Source organism: Bradyrhizobium sp. PRIMUS42, from assembly GCF_023006515.1.
Lineage (GTDB): Bacteria > Pseudomonadota > Alphaproteobacteria > Rhizobiales > Xanthobacteraceae > Bradyrhizobium.
This window is the reverse complement of the sequence record NZ_JALBGZ010000088.1, coordinates 1-13,606: the sequence shown is the minus strand read 5'-3', so window position 1 is coordinate 13,606 and position 13,606 is coordinate 1. Positions and strand designations below refer to the sequence as shown.

The following is a 13,606-nucleotide window of genomic DNA, read 5'->3' as shown; positions in this document are numbered from 1 at the left end:
CCGCGGCTCTGGGCCGACGAGCGCGCGATCCGCCAGGTCGTGCTCAATCTGCTGTCCAACTCGATCAAGTTCACCCCGCAGGGCGGCGAGATCTGGCTCAAGGCCGGCTGGGGCGGATTGGCGGTTGCCGATAACAATCTCACGGTTCAGATCGCGGCCTTGCGCCGGGTGCTGGCGGAGGCGGCGGATGCTGCGAGCTGGATCGAAACGCTGCCGCGGCGCGGCTATCGGTATGTCGGACCGGCCGTGGTCACCAACGTTCCCGATGCGTCGGCTGCCGACCGCGCCGCGTCGGCACCGACTTTGCCTGACAGACCGTCTGTCGCGGTTCTGCCGTTCTCGAACCTGAGCGGCGATCCGGAGCAGGAGTACTTCGCCGATGGGATGGTCGACGATATCATCACCGGTCTCGCACGCATCAACTGGCTTTTCGTTATCGCGCGAAACTCGACCTTCACCTACAAGGGTCGTGCCGTGGACGTGAAGCAGGTCGGCCGCGAGCTTGGCGTGCGCTATGTGCTCGAAGGCAGCGTGCGCAAGGCCGGCGGTAGCGTGCGCGTGACCGGCCAAATGATCGACGCGTCGACCGGCGCCCACGTCTGGGCCGAGCGCTACGACCGCAGCTCCGACAATATTTTCGCAATCCAGGACGAGATCGCGGTGTCGGCGGTGGGCGCGATTGCGCCGAGCGTGCGGAAAGCCGAAATCGAACGTGTCAGGCGGAAACGACCTGACAGTCTTGATGCCTACGATCTCGTGCTGCGGGCCCAGCCTGACGTCGATTCAGGTATGCCGGAGCAAGTGACAAGAGCGCTTACGCTTCTTGAGCGTGCGATCGCACTCGAGCCGGCTTATGCACTGGCGCACGGCAATGCCGCGATGTGTCACCATTGCCTGTTCCTTCGCGCCGGCTTGCAGGAGGTTAACCGTGCCGCTTCGATCCGCCACGCCCGATCGGCCATTGTCCATGGACAAGACGATGCGCTCGCTCTGACATGGGCCGGATTTTCCATCGGCATGGACGCGCACGATCGCCCCGCCGCGTTTACAGCCTTGGAAGCTGCCCTCGCCATCAGCCCGTCATCGGCGCTGACTTACATTCTCGGCAGCGTAATTCTGGGATGGGGCGGCGAAGCCGAGCGCGCGATAGAATGGAGCGAACAGGGTATGCGGCTGAGCCCGTTTGATCCGTGGGCTTGGGCGGCGTTTGACGCGCAAGCAATGAGCCATTTGCTGCGCGGACATTACGACGAAGCTTGTCGTGCGGCCTACAAATCCGTTCAAGCCAACCCGGCACACAGCATCACTTATGTGCAATTGGCCGCCGCGTTGGCCAAACTTGGCCGGTTGGACGAAGCGAGGGCGGCCGCCGCGCGTGTGCTCGAGCTTCAGCCGGCCTTTCGCTACAGCAGTCAGTTTGCCGGCGTAAACTGTGCGCCGGCGCTTGCGGAGGCTCTTGGCGGCGCGCTGCGGGACGCCGGATTGCCGGAGTAGCCTGGCAAACTGCAGGGACGGGTTGGTTTGGCCTACGATGCGCCGTTGTCCTTTGACGTTTGGCATGTCCGCTTCGGGTCAAAATGCGAAGAACTCAACCTGAGCAGATCTTGTCCGCCATGCATCGCTGGGCGGACCTGAGGGCCAAAAGGCGACATAGTCACTGACGGATTGCAACAAATAGGGTCCAGCAGCTCATATAGATCAAAATCAGAGAACCTAAGGTCCAGAGCGTTGCGCGCGTATCGTGGGTCCTAGCTGTGAAATAGGCGGCAAAATGCAACAGCCGCGAAGTGACGTAGCCATATAGCAGCCATTGAGCGAGCGTTATGGATGGCTCGGTCAAAATGAAGAGAAATCCAGCAACCAAGAAGAACGGCAAGTTTTCAAGATCGTTCAGCTGAATTCGCCGGATGCGATCTACATATTCATTGGGCGCCAATTGTTCAGCATTTGGATTGGGGTTGAGGATCGTCTTCTTAACGTCCTCCGGCGAGCGAAACCCGCCGTTTACCTGCATCATCCGAGCAACCGTCAACCACGACATCATGACTGCTTTGAGAATCATTATACAGGCAGCGATTGCATAGGTTTGAAAAAGGGGATTTTGAAAGCTGAGCTTGTCCATAGGACTTTGCCTTCGCGTTCGGACGATCCTGCCTATTCAATCATACGAAACGGCCCTTCGGCTAGGGTCCGAATGGCCGCTTCGGGTCAATCGCGTCGGTTTGCCCCTGAGCTGATGACTTCCGGTCTGACCGGATAAGCGGACAGCGTCGGATCGGACCGGCAAGTCTCGAACTGGCCATCAGCGGAGGTGAGCCGTCCTCACTCGATCACTTCGTCGCTGCGGGCGAGAAGCGCTGACGTTACAGCCACGTCGACGGGGCGCCCGAGTTCCTCTTAGGGTCAAACAGGAAAGTGACAGCCAATCGGACCCTTTCCGCGGCATCCCCGGCCACGTATCAGCATCGAGATTCAGATGCTAGATTTCAGGCCCCTACCGAATAGGAGGACGACATGCCCGAGAGCGTCTACAAGGTCATTGAACTGATCGGCACCAGCAAAGACTCCTGGGAGAGGGCGGCCGCCAATGCGGTCGAGCAAGCCGCTAAATCTCTCCGAGATCTTCGCATCGCAGAGGTCGTCAAGCTCGATATGCAACTAGATGACAAGGGAAAAGTCGAGCTCTATCGCGCCAAGCTCAACGTATCGTTCAAGTTCGAGGGCTCCTAAGCCTCAGCACCTCGCCCCTTTGCGGGCGAGGATGGCTCATTGGAAAAGCGCGTTGCGCAGTCCGCCAATCAGAGGCTGTTGCCACATCCAGGAAGTCGGCACTAGTCCGGCTGGGACCGATATGATCTGATGCGAGGTAGCGTATGGCGCGTGGTGGTCCCATGTACATGGTCATTCGCACGTACACGAAGGTCCGTTCAGTAGCGGACGCCGCTCGTCGCGCCGAGAGCGGCGTCGGTGATCCCAAGGCAATCGCACGGATTTAGATCTTACCATGTGCTGGATGCGGGCGACGGTGTCGGTATGGCCGTGAGATGACCGCGAAAGCGCCAACGCAGCGAACGCCAAGATAATGGCGTTTGTTCAGGCGGGCCTACATGACCTCGATCTTGGGGTTCCCGAAGTCACCAGCGGTGAGGTTTTGGTGGACATAGAGTGGAATGGTCTACGGGCATAAAGTAGCGTCGCCAGTTGCGTGGCGGGTGCTGCCATTGCTCGTGTAGTCGACCTGATGTCACCCTCGCATTTGCGATGATCGCGCCCTGGATCTACGCGTGCCGCCGGTCAGGAATTGGATCGCAGGTGCTTTTCGAGGAGCAGCAACGCCATGAAGCAACACACCATCCAAACATTTTCCATCACAGCGATCTTCTGGTCGCCGCTCATGCTTGTGGGCACTGCGATGCCGCCAAGAGATCCTGATGAAGAGGGCGAGGAAGAAGATGAGGAGGACGAAAATGGTGAAGGGGAAGACGACGCTGACGAACCGGCGGTCGTGCGCGAGCCGGACGACGATTAGACTAGTCCGTGGTGAGCAGTCTGCGCTATAATATCTCCCATGGGCTGGGATGCGAAAGACGTAGGCCTCCTCACTACGCTCTGGTCCGCAGGACAGAGCGCGGCGCAGATAGCGCGTCGTCTCGGATGCAGTCGTAACGCTGTCTGCGGCATGCTAAGCCGTCAGGGCCTGAAGCGCGGCCACAAGCCGCCTACGGCAAGGCCCAAGATACGACCGCCCCCGAAGCTGCGGCCGCCGTCGTCGGCAGCTTGCGCCCATCCAGTCGCAAAGAAGGTGTCGCGAAACACATCGGCGAGGCAGCAGCCCAAGGAGTTCAGCAGGCAGCAGCTTTACGACATGCTGGCTGATGCGGTCAGAAATACTGGCTAGGAATCACCGCGAACGTCGTTGCGCTTCCGTCAGTGTCTAGCTCGGCTCGATGGGTTCGACCGTCGTGCACCCTTCCCAAGTTCGTCTGCTTCGGCTCACAAACGGACCGTGAGCTTGCAGCGACGGGGGCCTCGGCTTTCTCACCAGCACCTGATGTCATTCGGACATGAGACGTTATGGAAGAAGTCGGCCAATGGCTAACAACAGGCGGCCTTGGAGCTCGATTGTCCGGCTCTACCCACACCACAAACAAGTAGCGCGAGGGTCGATCACCTGCGCGTACCCAAAGCGGGCTCGGCACCGGCAACAGATTTGCGTCGATCCAGAGGCAAATTGCTCTCCTGAATTCGCGGAACCGACTCTCACCTTACCAGATGAAAAATTCGATTCCAGCGCACCGCAAAAGACCAACGCCAAAACATCCAGGCATGCTCGCCCTCGCTGATCGAGAAGAAGATCATCTGCGCTCGGCCAATGATATTCTCGAATGGCACGTAACCCACCGCGGACATCACACGGCTGTCAGTCGAATTGTCACGATTGTCGCCCATCAAGAAATAATGTCCTGGTGGCACAGCGTAGATTGCTGATGACTTCCGGTCTGACCGGATAAGCGGACAGCGTGGGATCGGACCGACATGCTGGCATCAGAGGCCGGCGGGCAAGTAACCGCCTTATGACCTTCGGCATATAGCCCTAGCCCAGCGAGAACATCAGAATTCAAGAATCGATTGGAAGAGACTTAGCTGGTTACCCCGGCCAAATCTCGGATTCTTGGGCGGTGGGAGGTGCTTGTATGTCCTTTGACCCGATGGCCACTGCCGTCGACTGGCTCGATGCCTACCGTGCCGGCGATATCGAAGCGATACTCGAAATGTACGCCGAAGATGCAGTGGTCTACTGCGGTTGTGACGAACTGACTATCACCGGCAGAGAAGGCCTCCGAGCATACTGGGCTGCTCGTATGCGGAAATACCCCGCTGCCGAGCTGGACGATCTTCAGCCTTCGCACGGTGGGACAGTGATCTCGTACGTCAGCGGGGAAAATGTAGTGAACGCGGTCCTGGCATTTAACGCTGCTGGAAAGATCAAGACCCTGAGCTGTGGTCCGCCAGCACAAACTCATGCGTCATGTCGCCTTTGACGCGATGCCTTTCAATGAGGGGCGCCTGCGAACTAAAATCCAAGACTCTGCATCATTTGAGATCCCGCGCTTGAATCCTGGGCCCGATATCGACTGGCGTCCGGCCTTGAGTCGGCGCGTCGGGCGGTCTCGGTGCGTCTCGGTCCAGCCCCGGGGATGCCCGGGGCCGTTCGCGTTGGAATGTTTGGGCGCCTGTCGCAGCCAAATTCGCATTGATGCAAGTTTGACGAACGCCCACATAGTCGGTTGCAAGCTTGTCAAATCGGGTCGCGACACCACGACATTGCCTGATCTTGTTGAAGGACCGTTCGATCAGGTTGCGCGCAGGTGTCGATCATCCGCACCGCCGCGTCATGACCGGTGCCAGACGTCAGCTCGCGGTGCGGATGCGCGGCTCGTCGACCCAGGCTTCCCGCGCGAACCAGGCGTGATCGGTGCGGCAGATCGGACAACGGGTGCGCGAGAAAAACACCGCGCGGCGTCCAAAGCTCTCGCTATCAGTCGTGATGCCGGTGGGAATCGCGTGTCCGGTTTGTGGACATTTGACCATGACCATTCCCATGTTGCCTCCCTTGCGATTTCTCTTTGTTGTGGTTTGCAGAAAAACACCGGCCGGTTGGAATGCGCCTGTCGTTGGAGCGCGGCCTGAGAGGCATCGCGCACCTTGTTGGTCGAGCATGGGGCAGTGGAGCGTGCTCGCTCAGTTGGGCGAGTTCCAACCAGCCGGATCTCCCCTTTAAACGAATCCGAATGTGAAATTGAACGCGCTTTTAGCCGCCTGGGTGGAGGACCCTGGTGAAGTGCTTCCTGATCGGCTCACCCGTTTCCGTCGCGAGCTTCTGGGCAAGCGCCCACAATTCCCTGTTCTGGTCAGAGGCGGTGTCGAACGCCTTGCGGGCTTGCGCCGCCGACAATGTATAGGCGTCTGTGGCGGACTTGCTGCCGAACAGATGAACGAAGAAATCGAGCGCAGAAGCGGCATTGGCGTTTGAGATTTCGAACACCTTGAGCCCGTAGTCGGTCGTGCATCTCGCATTGCTCGAATAGGTCTCACGCAGCGCCTGCGTCATCTCTTCCGATGCCGCCTTGATCTTCTCGCACCCTTCCCGTGCGCGGGCGAGGCCCTGCTCGGCAAGCTCGCGCCCCACGCCGGGCAACATGGCCTTCGAGAAATCCAACCATGGCATCGCGAAAACGCTCGTTCCGTTCGGCGGCAATTTCATTTGGCTTTCAGTCACGCAACATTCCCTTTCTCAAGCGAAAGCATTCCTCGCAACGCTCGCCTGCGTCACGAGAGCTCACGCTCTGTGTTCGATCAGATTTTTGGATGAGCCTTGATCTAGCCCCGACCCGGTATGACTTTGTACTGCGGGAAGCGGGAATGTCGGTTCGGTTTATGACTCTCCCTCAAACTTTTTTTGAGATTGTCAACACAGACGAAGGTATGTCGGGGACTGACGGTGCATAACAGGGATATCGCAAGGGGTGGGAAGTTCCTTCCTCAGCATAAGCATTGCAAAGGAGCCCGGCGCCAGCTGCGGTGGGATGCGCTACGTTTGCGCCAGCTTCGCATGACAGCTCCTGACTGCACATGCGATCAATTCGGCCTCGCGATCGGATTTGATGCAGCCAGCTCCGCGAAGCTTGTTCATTGTTAGTGTGACGGTGGTTCGTCGCACCCCCAACAGCTGTGCAAGCGCCTCCTGCGTCAGCTGAATTACGTCGCCCGCAACCCGATCGTGCAGTTCGAACAACCACCGTGCCATCCGGCATTGGACCGGATGCACTGCGTTGCAGGCCGCCACGTTCTGGAGCTGCAAGAGCTGTGTGCCGAGGTGAAGTCGCAGAACGTGTTTAACCGCGGCGCTTTGCTCAAAAGCATACTTCAATTTTGAGGAGGGTATCCGCAACGCACTGCCGGCCACATAGGCTGTAGCCGTCACAGGCGATCGTAACGAACTGAGCACCGAGAGAGCGCCAACAGCTGTTCCTGTTGACCGAGCCCGGAGCAGCCATTGTCACTGAGGCACCGGCCGCGACGCGATGTCCATCTTGGGGCGGACGCGACCTCGAATCCACCGAATTGGACCTAAGTACGCCTCCAATACTCCGGAAGCCGACGTAGATTCGAAGGCATCCAGACCGAGGTCTCAAGCACTGCCGAGAGCGTCCAACAGCGCGTCCCGTGGAACGAGGGGACGATCGTTGGTGCGAAGCCGCCACTCCGCCCGAAGCACGTTTGGTCAATCCGGACCAAGGTCGCGATCGACAGCAAGCTCCGGGGCTGCGACGCGATCGGTTTGAAAGACGATGACGTGGCACCGAGCGGCTATGCGGCCGATACAGCAAGCGTCCGCCAATGTGGTGGCGGAGCTCCTAAACGCCCGCTTCCAGTAGCTTGTGCTCATCATCGTGTAGATCGCGCCGATCGCGGTGAGAGGCGTGGTTCGCGCAACTCTCTCACCGCAGCGTTTGCCGCGCTCCGGAATTGGAACCCCCTATGGTGTTACCCATACGCATTTTGCAATTGTGCCGCCTAGCGCTTGAATCTAAGTCTCAATGATGGCGCAAGATAAACGTCGCCTCACGGCCGCCTGTGTTGGAGTTTTGTTTTTGAGCTTGAGAGCTTCCGCCGCTGAATTGGATTTCGCCGCGCGAAGTGTACGCCGTTTCAAACAAAGTTCGAGTTTGCCGTCCTATGCCGCTCGAAATGCGGTTCGCGGTGGGCTACGGTGACGCATCCCAGCGGAATTGGGAATCGACTTCTCGCTGCACTACCGGTGGCAGATCTCGGTCTGCTAGCATCCGAGTTGGAGGTGGTCGCGCTCGATCGGGACGCGGTCATCTCGCGAGCGGGTGACCAGACCGAGCACGTCCTCTTCCCACATAGTGGCGCCATTTCGGTGATGATCGACATGGCGAACGGGCAGACGGTCGCCAGCGCTGCGATAGGGCGCGAGGGAGCAGTAGGCACTCTTTCCGTGCTGGGGCCGTCCCCTGCGGCCGTTACCGCCATCGTTCGTGCCGCGGGCACCGCCTCGCGGATCCCCGCATCGCGATTCCACGCGGCCTTTAGCCGAAGCCCCGCGATCCGCCACGCTGTCCAGCTTCACTTCAAGGCAATGCTGATACAACTACAAATCGGCGGAGCCTGCAATGCGTTGCATCCGGTCCAAGCCCGCATGGCACGCTGGCTGCTCCATCTTCGCGACCGCGTCGACCACGACGTCCTGCCACTCACCCAGGAGACGCTTTCGCAAATACTGGGTGTACGACGGACGACGGTGACGCTCCTGATGCGCAATCTGCGCGCTACCGGAGCGATCAGATCTGAACGGCGAGGCGAAATCGAGATCGACCCATCGCGGCTCGCAGCGGTGGCGTGCGAATGCCGCGACGCCATGCGTCTCGACGTCGACGATATCTTTTCTATCGATCCAGCCTGAACTCGCGTTTGGTTCTGCCGACGCGTTAAATGAAACGGGCGATGCGACCCACTTCGGCGTGGCCCAGTGAAGCTGGCGAAGACCGGGCCTGAAATCGTCACCGCCTCGCCGGGTCTCAGGCCATGGCCCAATGCCCTGACCAGGACCTCCCCACCTAGTGTCCGCAACCGGCCCAAAAGCAGCTGTCGGCCGATGGGTCAGGCGGTGTCCGGTTTCCCTCACAGCAGACATGACGATGGCTCTCGTGATGTTCGGTTCAGGGCCGAACAGACGATGTTGTGCGGTCAGGTACGGTCTGCGCGCGGAAGCCACACGTAAGCGGCGGCATATTCGACACGTGCAGGAACATCGTCGACGTTAACCCTGTCGGCAAATGAATCGTCGCCGGACGACAGCCGCCGGCAAAGTTGCCTTATTGGCGACGAGAATTTTCAGCGGCACTAACCTAGGTTGGAGGTGCGTAATGCTGAGAATGGCGTTGTTGGGCCTCCTGATCCTGTTCAGTGTCGGAGTGCTGTCGGCAATGGAGTTGAGCGCTCCACCGCGTCGCGCCGTCGCGATCGTCCAGCCGCTCGCCGAGCAGAGCGCAAGCATCTCTGCTTCCTCTGACGCATCGGCGAAGGCCGATCGCCTCGAGGTTGCCGCTGTGAGCAACGCGATGCCGACAGAGGCAGCTTCAGCCGAAAACCCCGTTGCTCCGCAAGACATCCATGCCGGTTCGTCCGCGCCGGAGCCGATCGTCCGTCATCGGCCCAATCCGAAGACGATCGCGGCCGCCAAACCTCCCAAGCCGAAGCCAAAGCCAATCGTTGTCAAGCGAACCGCCAACGTTCAGCGCGCAAAGGCCGCCAGCGAGACCGAGACCTGTCGGCTCAAGGCATTCGGCGGCTTGCTCAAGGCTTTGAATTTGACCGGCTGCGAAATCTGAAGACTCCACGAGCAGTCCAAACCCTTGCCTGCTTCCTCCAGGAGGCGCTTACGGGCACATGCCTTGTCGCCATTTTTCCCTCCGGCCGACGACTCGCAAACTCTTCCGATCATCCATATCTTGCCCGCATGAAAAAGATCGGATTCCTCTCCTTCGGGCACTGGACGCCCTCACCGCAATCGCAGACCCGCTCTGCTAGCGATACGCTGCTGCAATCGATCGAGCTTGCGGTCGCGGCGGAACAGCTAGGCGCCGACGGCGCCTATTTCCGCGTGCATCATTTCGCGCGCCAGCTGGCTTCGCCCTTTCCGTTGCTCGCCGCCGTCGGCGCCAAGACCAGCACCATCGAGATCGGCACGGCCGTGATCGACATGCGCTACGAGAACCCGCTCTACATGGTGGAGGACGCGGGAAGCGCCGACCTCATCGCCGGCGGCCGGCTTCAGCTCGGCATCAGCCGCGGCTCGCCCGAGCAGGTGATCGATGGCTGGCGCTACTTTGGCTATCAGCCGGCCGAGGGTCAGAGCGACGCCGACATGGGCCGGCGTCATGCTGAGGTCTTTCTCGACCTGCTCCGCGGCGAAGGGTTTGCAGAACCCAATCCGCAGCCGATGTTTCCGAACCCGCCGGGACTGCTGCGCATCGAGCCGCACGCGCAGGGCCTGCGCGAGCGGATCTGGTGGGGCGCCGGCTCGAACGCGACCGCGGTGTGGGCGGCCAGGCTCGGCATGAACCTGCAGAGCTCGACGCTGAAGAACGACGAAACCGGCGAGGCTTTTCACTTGCAGCAGGCGGCGCAAATCCGTAGCTACCGCGCGGCGTGGAAAGAGGCCGGCCACACCCGCGAGCCCCGGGTGTCCGTCAGCCGCAGCATCTTCGCGCTGATGAACGATCGCGACCGCGCCTATTTCGGCGGAGAGCGCGGCGGCGAAGACCAGATCGGCTTCATCGATCCGCAGACCCGGGCGATCTTCGGCCGGAGTTATGCGGCCGAGCCGGATGTGCTGATCGAGCAGCTTCGCCAGGACGAGGCCGTCGCCGAGGCCGATACGTTGCTGTTGACCATCCCGAACCAGCTCGGCGTCGATTACTGCGCGCATGCGATCGAGGCCATCCTCACACATGTCGCGCCTGCGCTTGGGTGGCGGTGACATGAGCCGGCGCTGCACGACCAGAAGTCGCGATTGACTTCGTGCACCACCCTCGCCAATGATGTCCAGGGGACTGTTGGACTAAATAAGGGGCGGGAATGCGCGTGTGTCCGGGGATCTTTGTCTTGGCTGTCTTGCTGGCGGGGTGCGCGTCAGGGCCGATGGGCAGCACGGCTCTGACAGAGAACGTGAAGGCAAATACTGCGCGGCTGGTGGTCTATCGCTCATCCGCCCTGGGTTTCGCGGTCCAGCCAAGCTATTCGGTAGATGGACGGTTCGCTGGAGGCAGTCAGGCTGCCGGTTTCGTGGCCTGCGACCTGCCTCCGGGCCGCCACGAGGTTGCAGTCAATAATCTTCCGCTGAGCAGCAATCTGTTCGGGCAGGGAAGTGAGAAAGTGAGCCTCGATCTGCGCGCTGGCAGCACCACCTACCTCTCCGCCCAGCCGCAGATGGGAATCATCACGCCCGGTGCAATCACGTTGATTCAGGTCACGGAAAGCCAGGGCCGTGCCGACGTCGCCAGCTTGCATCAGAGCAACAGCTCATGTGGCAAGGCGTGATCTGAGGCGCTCCGCCGCAAAGCGCGTATGAAACGCCTTATCCTGCAAGTCATCTTGCGCCTTGGCCGCTATGCGGTCCTTCCTGCCGTCGCGCTGGCCTGCACGATTCTCGCCATCTGGCTGACCATCATGGACCGGTACACGATTGCGGCGCTGGCCACGGCACCGATTGTGTTCGCGATCTTCATGGCCGCGACGGCTCTCGCAATCGGGCTCCTGTTCCTGCCTTCGCGCAAGCATCGCAGTTTCGCAGCCGATGAGCAGACCGCCCCGGGACTCTGGGCGATATGGAAGGAGCTCGATGGCAGCTTTGTCAGATCGAAGCGCACTCTGCTGGTCGACACCGATTTCAACGCCTCGATCTCGGAAGAAAGCCGGTATGCCGGAGTGTTCGGGCAGCATGTCACGCTGACCGTTGGTCTGCCATTGTTGATGATCATGGACCAGCGTGCGGTTCGTGCCGTTATCGCTCATGAAGTGGCGCATGCCCGGCTTCGGCACACCTCGGGAGGCACCAACCTCGCGGATTTCATGGCGGCCGCGGAGAACATTCTCTTTTACGCCGATCCGGAGCACACCGTTACCGGATGTATTGTCCGCATGCTCCTGCATTCCCTGCTCGAAAGGCTTGAGAAGGAATACCGCGCGTTGTCACGGGAGAACGAGCTTGCCGCCGATGTCGAAGCGGCCGAGCAGGTTGGACGCGAGGAGATGGCACGCGCGCTGGTGATGATAGAGGTCTGTGGAGCACGTCTGACCGATCTCGTATTCGCCCCGCTGCAGAAGGAGGTGCTCGGCGCAATAACGGCCCCGTCGCCGCCGTTCGCGCGAATCCTAGATCAGATCGCAGCCATAAGAGCGCCCGGCCCCATGACCGCCGCCGTCGCCAGTCTGAGCCGCGAGCACGATCCCGATTCCACACATCCGCCTTTTGGCCAGCGGCTGGCGAACCTGGGGTACACCGACATACCTGATGTCGGCGAGCTACAAATGTCCGCCGTCGACCAGCTTCTCTCACCGGATGCTGCCAACGGACTCACCTTACGATTCGATGAGGAATGGCGGAAGAAGGTCCAGAAGTGGGTCAGTGTCGGCAGCTGAGCATGCGGCTGTGGCGGCGAGCAGTCGCTCGGACGATCTTCATGCAGCCACGCCAGCTCGACGAGGCAAGGCCCAAAGAATTAATACTGGCATTGCCCTCTCCTCCAATGACTGCTCCCGGCAAATCAACGGGAAAAAGTAGCAAATGTTCCGTTCGCGTTCGGAACGGTCAGCCTGATCGCGAGTTCATCGCTGCGCCGCATGTAGCGGCGAAGGAGAACGCGATGAAGAAGTTCATGCTGATTTCAGCCGCCGCCCTGCTCGTGTCAACGAGCGCGATGGCGCAGTCCACCGTCGTCACCACCACCGGTGCGGGCCATGGCGCTGCCGTGCAGATCGAGCCCGAGTATCGCACCAGGATTCGGTCTTACGTCACCGAGCATAAGGTTCGTCCGGTCGAAACGCGCGAAAAGATCGTGATCGGCTCGCCGGTCCCGCGCGACGTCGAGCTCGCGACGGTGCCGAGCGATTGGGGCCCTTCGCTTACCAAATATCGCTACGTCTATTCGGGCAGCCGCGTAATGCTGGTCGATCCCGAGACCCGCATGGTCGTCCAAGAGGTGGACTGATTGCATCGCATGGCGGGCCGTCGCCTGGCGGCCCGCCCCTGCAATTGCCCTTGGCTCGTCTATCGGTAGCGCCCGATGCCCATCATTCGATATTTTCTTTTTGCAGGCGCATTCGTCATAGCGCTACTCTTCGTACTCGATTGCAATCTGCCGCCGCTTGCGACGGCGTCTGCGGCCCCGGATGTCGATCGAACAATCATTCGAATCCATTCCGCCCACGCTCTCCCTGAAAAGATCATCTTGGACACGTCGATCGGCATTGCCGCTGCGGCAGCCTCGCCCCTGATTGCCGCCGAGGCGCCGAGCCATTCCGCGAGCGACGCGTTGGCAATGGCTGAAACACCGAAGGCGGAGACGAAAATTGCACCTGCAGCTCGGCACGGCGTGACGCGCGCAGCCGGTCTCCGCTCACATCGCACAGCGCGATCGGCGTCCTCGCGTCGACTCTTCGAGCGCCAGGAGATGGTCGGGGCATTCTGAGAGCTGCCGGCATCGCGTGATTGCGACGCAAGAGACGACAGGGCTTCGTGCGGATGAATACTGGATGAATGGATGCGATGTGCGTCGCGCGTTGCGCGTTGCGCGTTGCGCGCGCGGAACTTCGCGGCAGGGTGAAGAGAACGCGTCAACGTGCCCGACCTAAGGAACGTTCGGGCGATTGCCAATTTATCCCGTGCCTGATCTGGCGCTTTGTTTTGGAAACCAATGGAGGAACAGACATGAGGATCCTGAAACTTTCTGCGGCTGCGGCCGCGCTGCTGGCCGGCACGGCGCTCGCCGTTGCGCAATCGAGCTCGACGGTCGGCACC

At 60.5% G+C, this 13,606-nt stretch carries 16 protein-coding genes and 4 pseudogenes; 14 read left to right on the top strand and 6 right to left on the bottom strand.

The window, feature by feature from the left end; all coding sequences use genetic code 11:
* Positions 1–63 precede the first annotated feature (63 nt).
* Complete coding sequence (locus tag MOV75_RS10405; protein WP_309486932.1) at positions 64–1,494, top strand: transcriptional regulator; 1,431 nt, start codon at positions 64–66, stop codon at positions 1,492–1,494.
* Between the two features lie 160 nt (positions 1,495–1,654).
* Here the strand turns inward: MOV75_RS10405 and MOV75_RS10400 are convergent, their stop codons facing one another.
* On the bottom strand, positions 1,655–2,122 hold the full coding sequence (locus tag MOV75_RS10400; protein ID WP_246922174.1) for an MAPEG family protein: 468 nt from the start codon (positions 2,120–2,122) through the stop codon (positions 1,655–1,657).
* A gap of 392 nt (positions 2,123–2,514) precedes the next feature.
* Between MOV75_RS10400 and MOV75_RS10395 the strand changes: the two genes are divergently transcribed.
* The 4 genes and pseudogenes from MOV75_RS10395 (at position 2,515) to MOV75_RS10380 (ending at position 3,898) form a co-directional block, all read left to right on the top strand.
* Entirely contained in the window at positions 2,515–2,730 is a 216-nt protein-coding gene (locus MOV75_RS10395; protein WP_246922177.1) for a dodecin family protein, read from the top strand.
* Between the two features lie 161 nt (positions 2,731–2,891).
* A pseudogene (locus MOV75_RS10390) lies at positions 2,892–3,187 on the top strand (hypothetical protein).
* A 150-nt stretch (positions 3,188–3,337) separates the two neighbouring features.
* The gene (locus MOV75_RS10385; protein ID WP_246922179.1) at positions 3,338–3,529 is read left to right on the top strand and encodes a hypothetical protein; all 192 of its coding nucleotides are present in this window, start codon (positions 3,338–3,340) and stop codon (positions 3,527–3,529) included.
* A 39-nt stretch (positions 3,530–3,568) separates the two neighbouring features.
* On the top strand, positions 3,569–3,898 hold the full coding sequence (locus tag MOV75_RS10380; protein WP_246922181.1) for a GcrA family cell cycle regulator: 330 nt from the start codon (positions 3,569–3,571) through the stop codon (positions 3,896–3,898).
* A gap of 362 nt (positions 3,899–4,260) precedes the next feature.
* Here the strand turns inward: MOV75_RS10380 and lepB are convergent.
* Positions 4,261–4,491 (bottom strand): annotated as a pseudogene (gene lepB / locus MOV75_RS10375) (signal peptidase I); the annotation flags it as partial.
* A 203-nt stretch (positions 4,492–4,694) separates the two neighbouring features.
* Between lepB and MOV75_RS10370 the strand changes: the two are divergent.
* Positions 4,695–5,042, top strand: coding sequence for a nuclear transport factor 2 family protein (locus MOV75_RS10370; protein ID WP_246922183.1), 348 nt, complete (start codon positions 4,695–4,697; stop codon positions 5,040–5,042).
* A 195-nt stretch (positions 5,043–5,237) separates the two neighbouring features.
* On the opposite strand, the pseudogene MOV75_RS10365 reads toward MOV75_RS10370, so the two are convergent.
* The 4 genes and pseudogenes from MOV75_RS10365 to MOV75_RS10350 all read right to left on the bottom strand — a co-directional run.
* A pseudogene (locus MOV75_RS10365) lies at positions 5,238–5,364 on the bottom strand (transposase); the annotation flags it as partial.
* Positions 5,365–5,412: 48 nt separating this feature from the next.
* Positions 5,413–5,604: a hypothetical protein gene (locus tag MOV75_RS10360; RefSeq protein ID WP_246922185.1), complete on the bottom strand. Its 192-nt coding sequence runs from the start codon at positions 5,602–5,604 to the stop codon at positions 5,413–5,415.
* A 208-nt stretch (positions 5,605–5,812) separates the two neighbouring features.
* Positions 5,813–6,280 carry a phasin family protein gene (locus MOV75_RS10355; protein ID WP_246922187.1) on the bottom strand — a complete coding sequence of 156 codons (468 nt, stop codon included), beginning with the start codon at positions 6,278–6,280 and terminating at the stop codon, positions 5,813–5,815.
* A 312-nt stretch (positions 6,281–6,592) separates the two neighbouring features.
* Positions 6,593–6,808: a helix-turn-helix domain-containing protein gene (locus tag MOV75_RS10350; protein ID WP_246922209.1), complete on the bottom strand. Its 216-nt coding sequence runs from the start codon at positions 6,806–6,808 to the stop codon at positions 6,593–6,595.
* Positions 6,809–7,177: 369 nt separating this feature from the next.
* On the opposite strand from MOV75_RS10350, the pseudogene MOV75_RS10345 reads away from it, so the two are divergent.
* The 8 genes and pseudogenes from MOV75_RS10345 to MOV75_RS10310 all read left to right on the top strand — a co-directional run.
* Positions 7,178–7,360: pseudogene (locus tag MOV75_RS10345) on the top strand (integrase); the annotation flags it as partial.
* 414 nt (positions 7,361–7,774) lie between these two features.
* Positions 7,775–8,488 carry a Crp/Fnr family transcriptional regulator gene (locus MOV75_RS10340; protein WP_246922189.1) on the top strand — a complete coding sequence of 238 codons (714 nt, stop codon included), beginning with the start codon at positions 7,775–7,777 and terminating at the stop codon, positions 8,486–8,488.
* A 373-nt stretch (positions 8,489–8,861) separates the two neighbouring features.
* Positions 8,862–9,416 carry a hypothetical protein gene (locus MOV75_RS10335; RefSeq protein ID WP_246922191.1) on the top strand — a complete coding sequence of 185 codons (555 nt, stop codon included), beginning with the start codon at positions 8,862–8,864 and terminating at the stop codon, positions 9,414–9,416.
* A 128-nt stretch (positions 9,417–9,544) separates the two neighbouring features.
* Positions 9,545–10,567, top strand: coding sequence for an LLM class flavin-dependent oxidoreductase (locus MOV75_RS10330; protein WP_246922193.1), 1,023 nt, complete (start codon positions 9,545–9,547; stop codon positions 10,565–10,567).
* A gap of 125 nt (positions 10,568–10,692) precedes the next feature.
* On the top strand, positions 10,693–11,127 hold the full coding sequence (locus tag MOV75_RS10325; protein ID WP_246922196.1) for a DUF2846 domain-containing protein: 435 nt from the start codon (positions 10,693–10,695) through the stop codon (positions 11,125–11,127).
* Positions 11,128–11,154: 27 nt separating this feature from the next.
* Complete coding sequence (locus MOV75_RS10320; RefSeq protein WP_246922200.1) at positions 11,155–12,228, top strand: M48 family metallopeptidase; 1,074 nt, start codon at positions 11,155–11,157, stop codon at positions 12,226–12,228.
* A gap of 224 nt (positions 12,229–12,452) precedes the next feature.
* Positions 12,453–12,797 carry a DUF1236 domain-containing protein gene (locus tag MOV75_RS10315; RefSeq protein ID WP_246922203.1) on the top strand — a complete coding sequence of 115 codons (345 nt, stop codon included), beginning with the start codon at positions 12,453–12,455 and terminating at the stop codon, positions 12,795–12,797.
* Positions 12,798–12,872: 75 nt separating this feature from the next.
* Positions 12,873–13,277: a hypothetical protein gene (locus MOV75_RS10310; RefSeq protein WP_247005605.1), complete on the top strand. Its 405-nt coding sequence runs from the start codon at positions 12,873–12,875 to the stop codon at positions 13,275–13,277.
* The last annotated feature ends 329 nt before the right edge of the window (positions 13,278–13,606 follow it).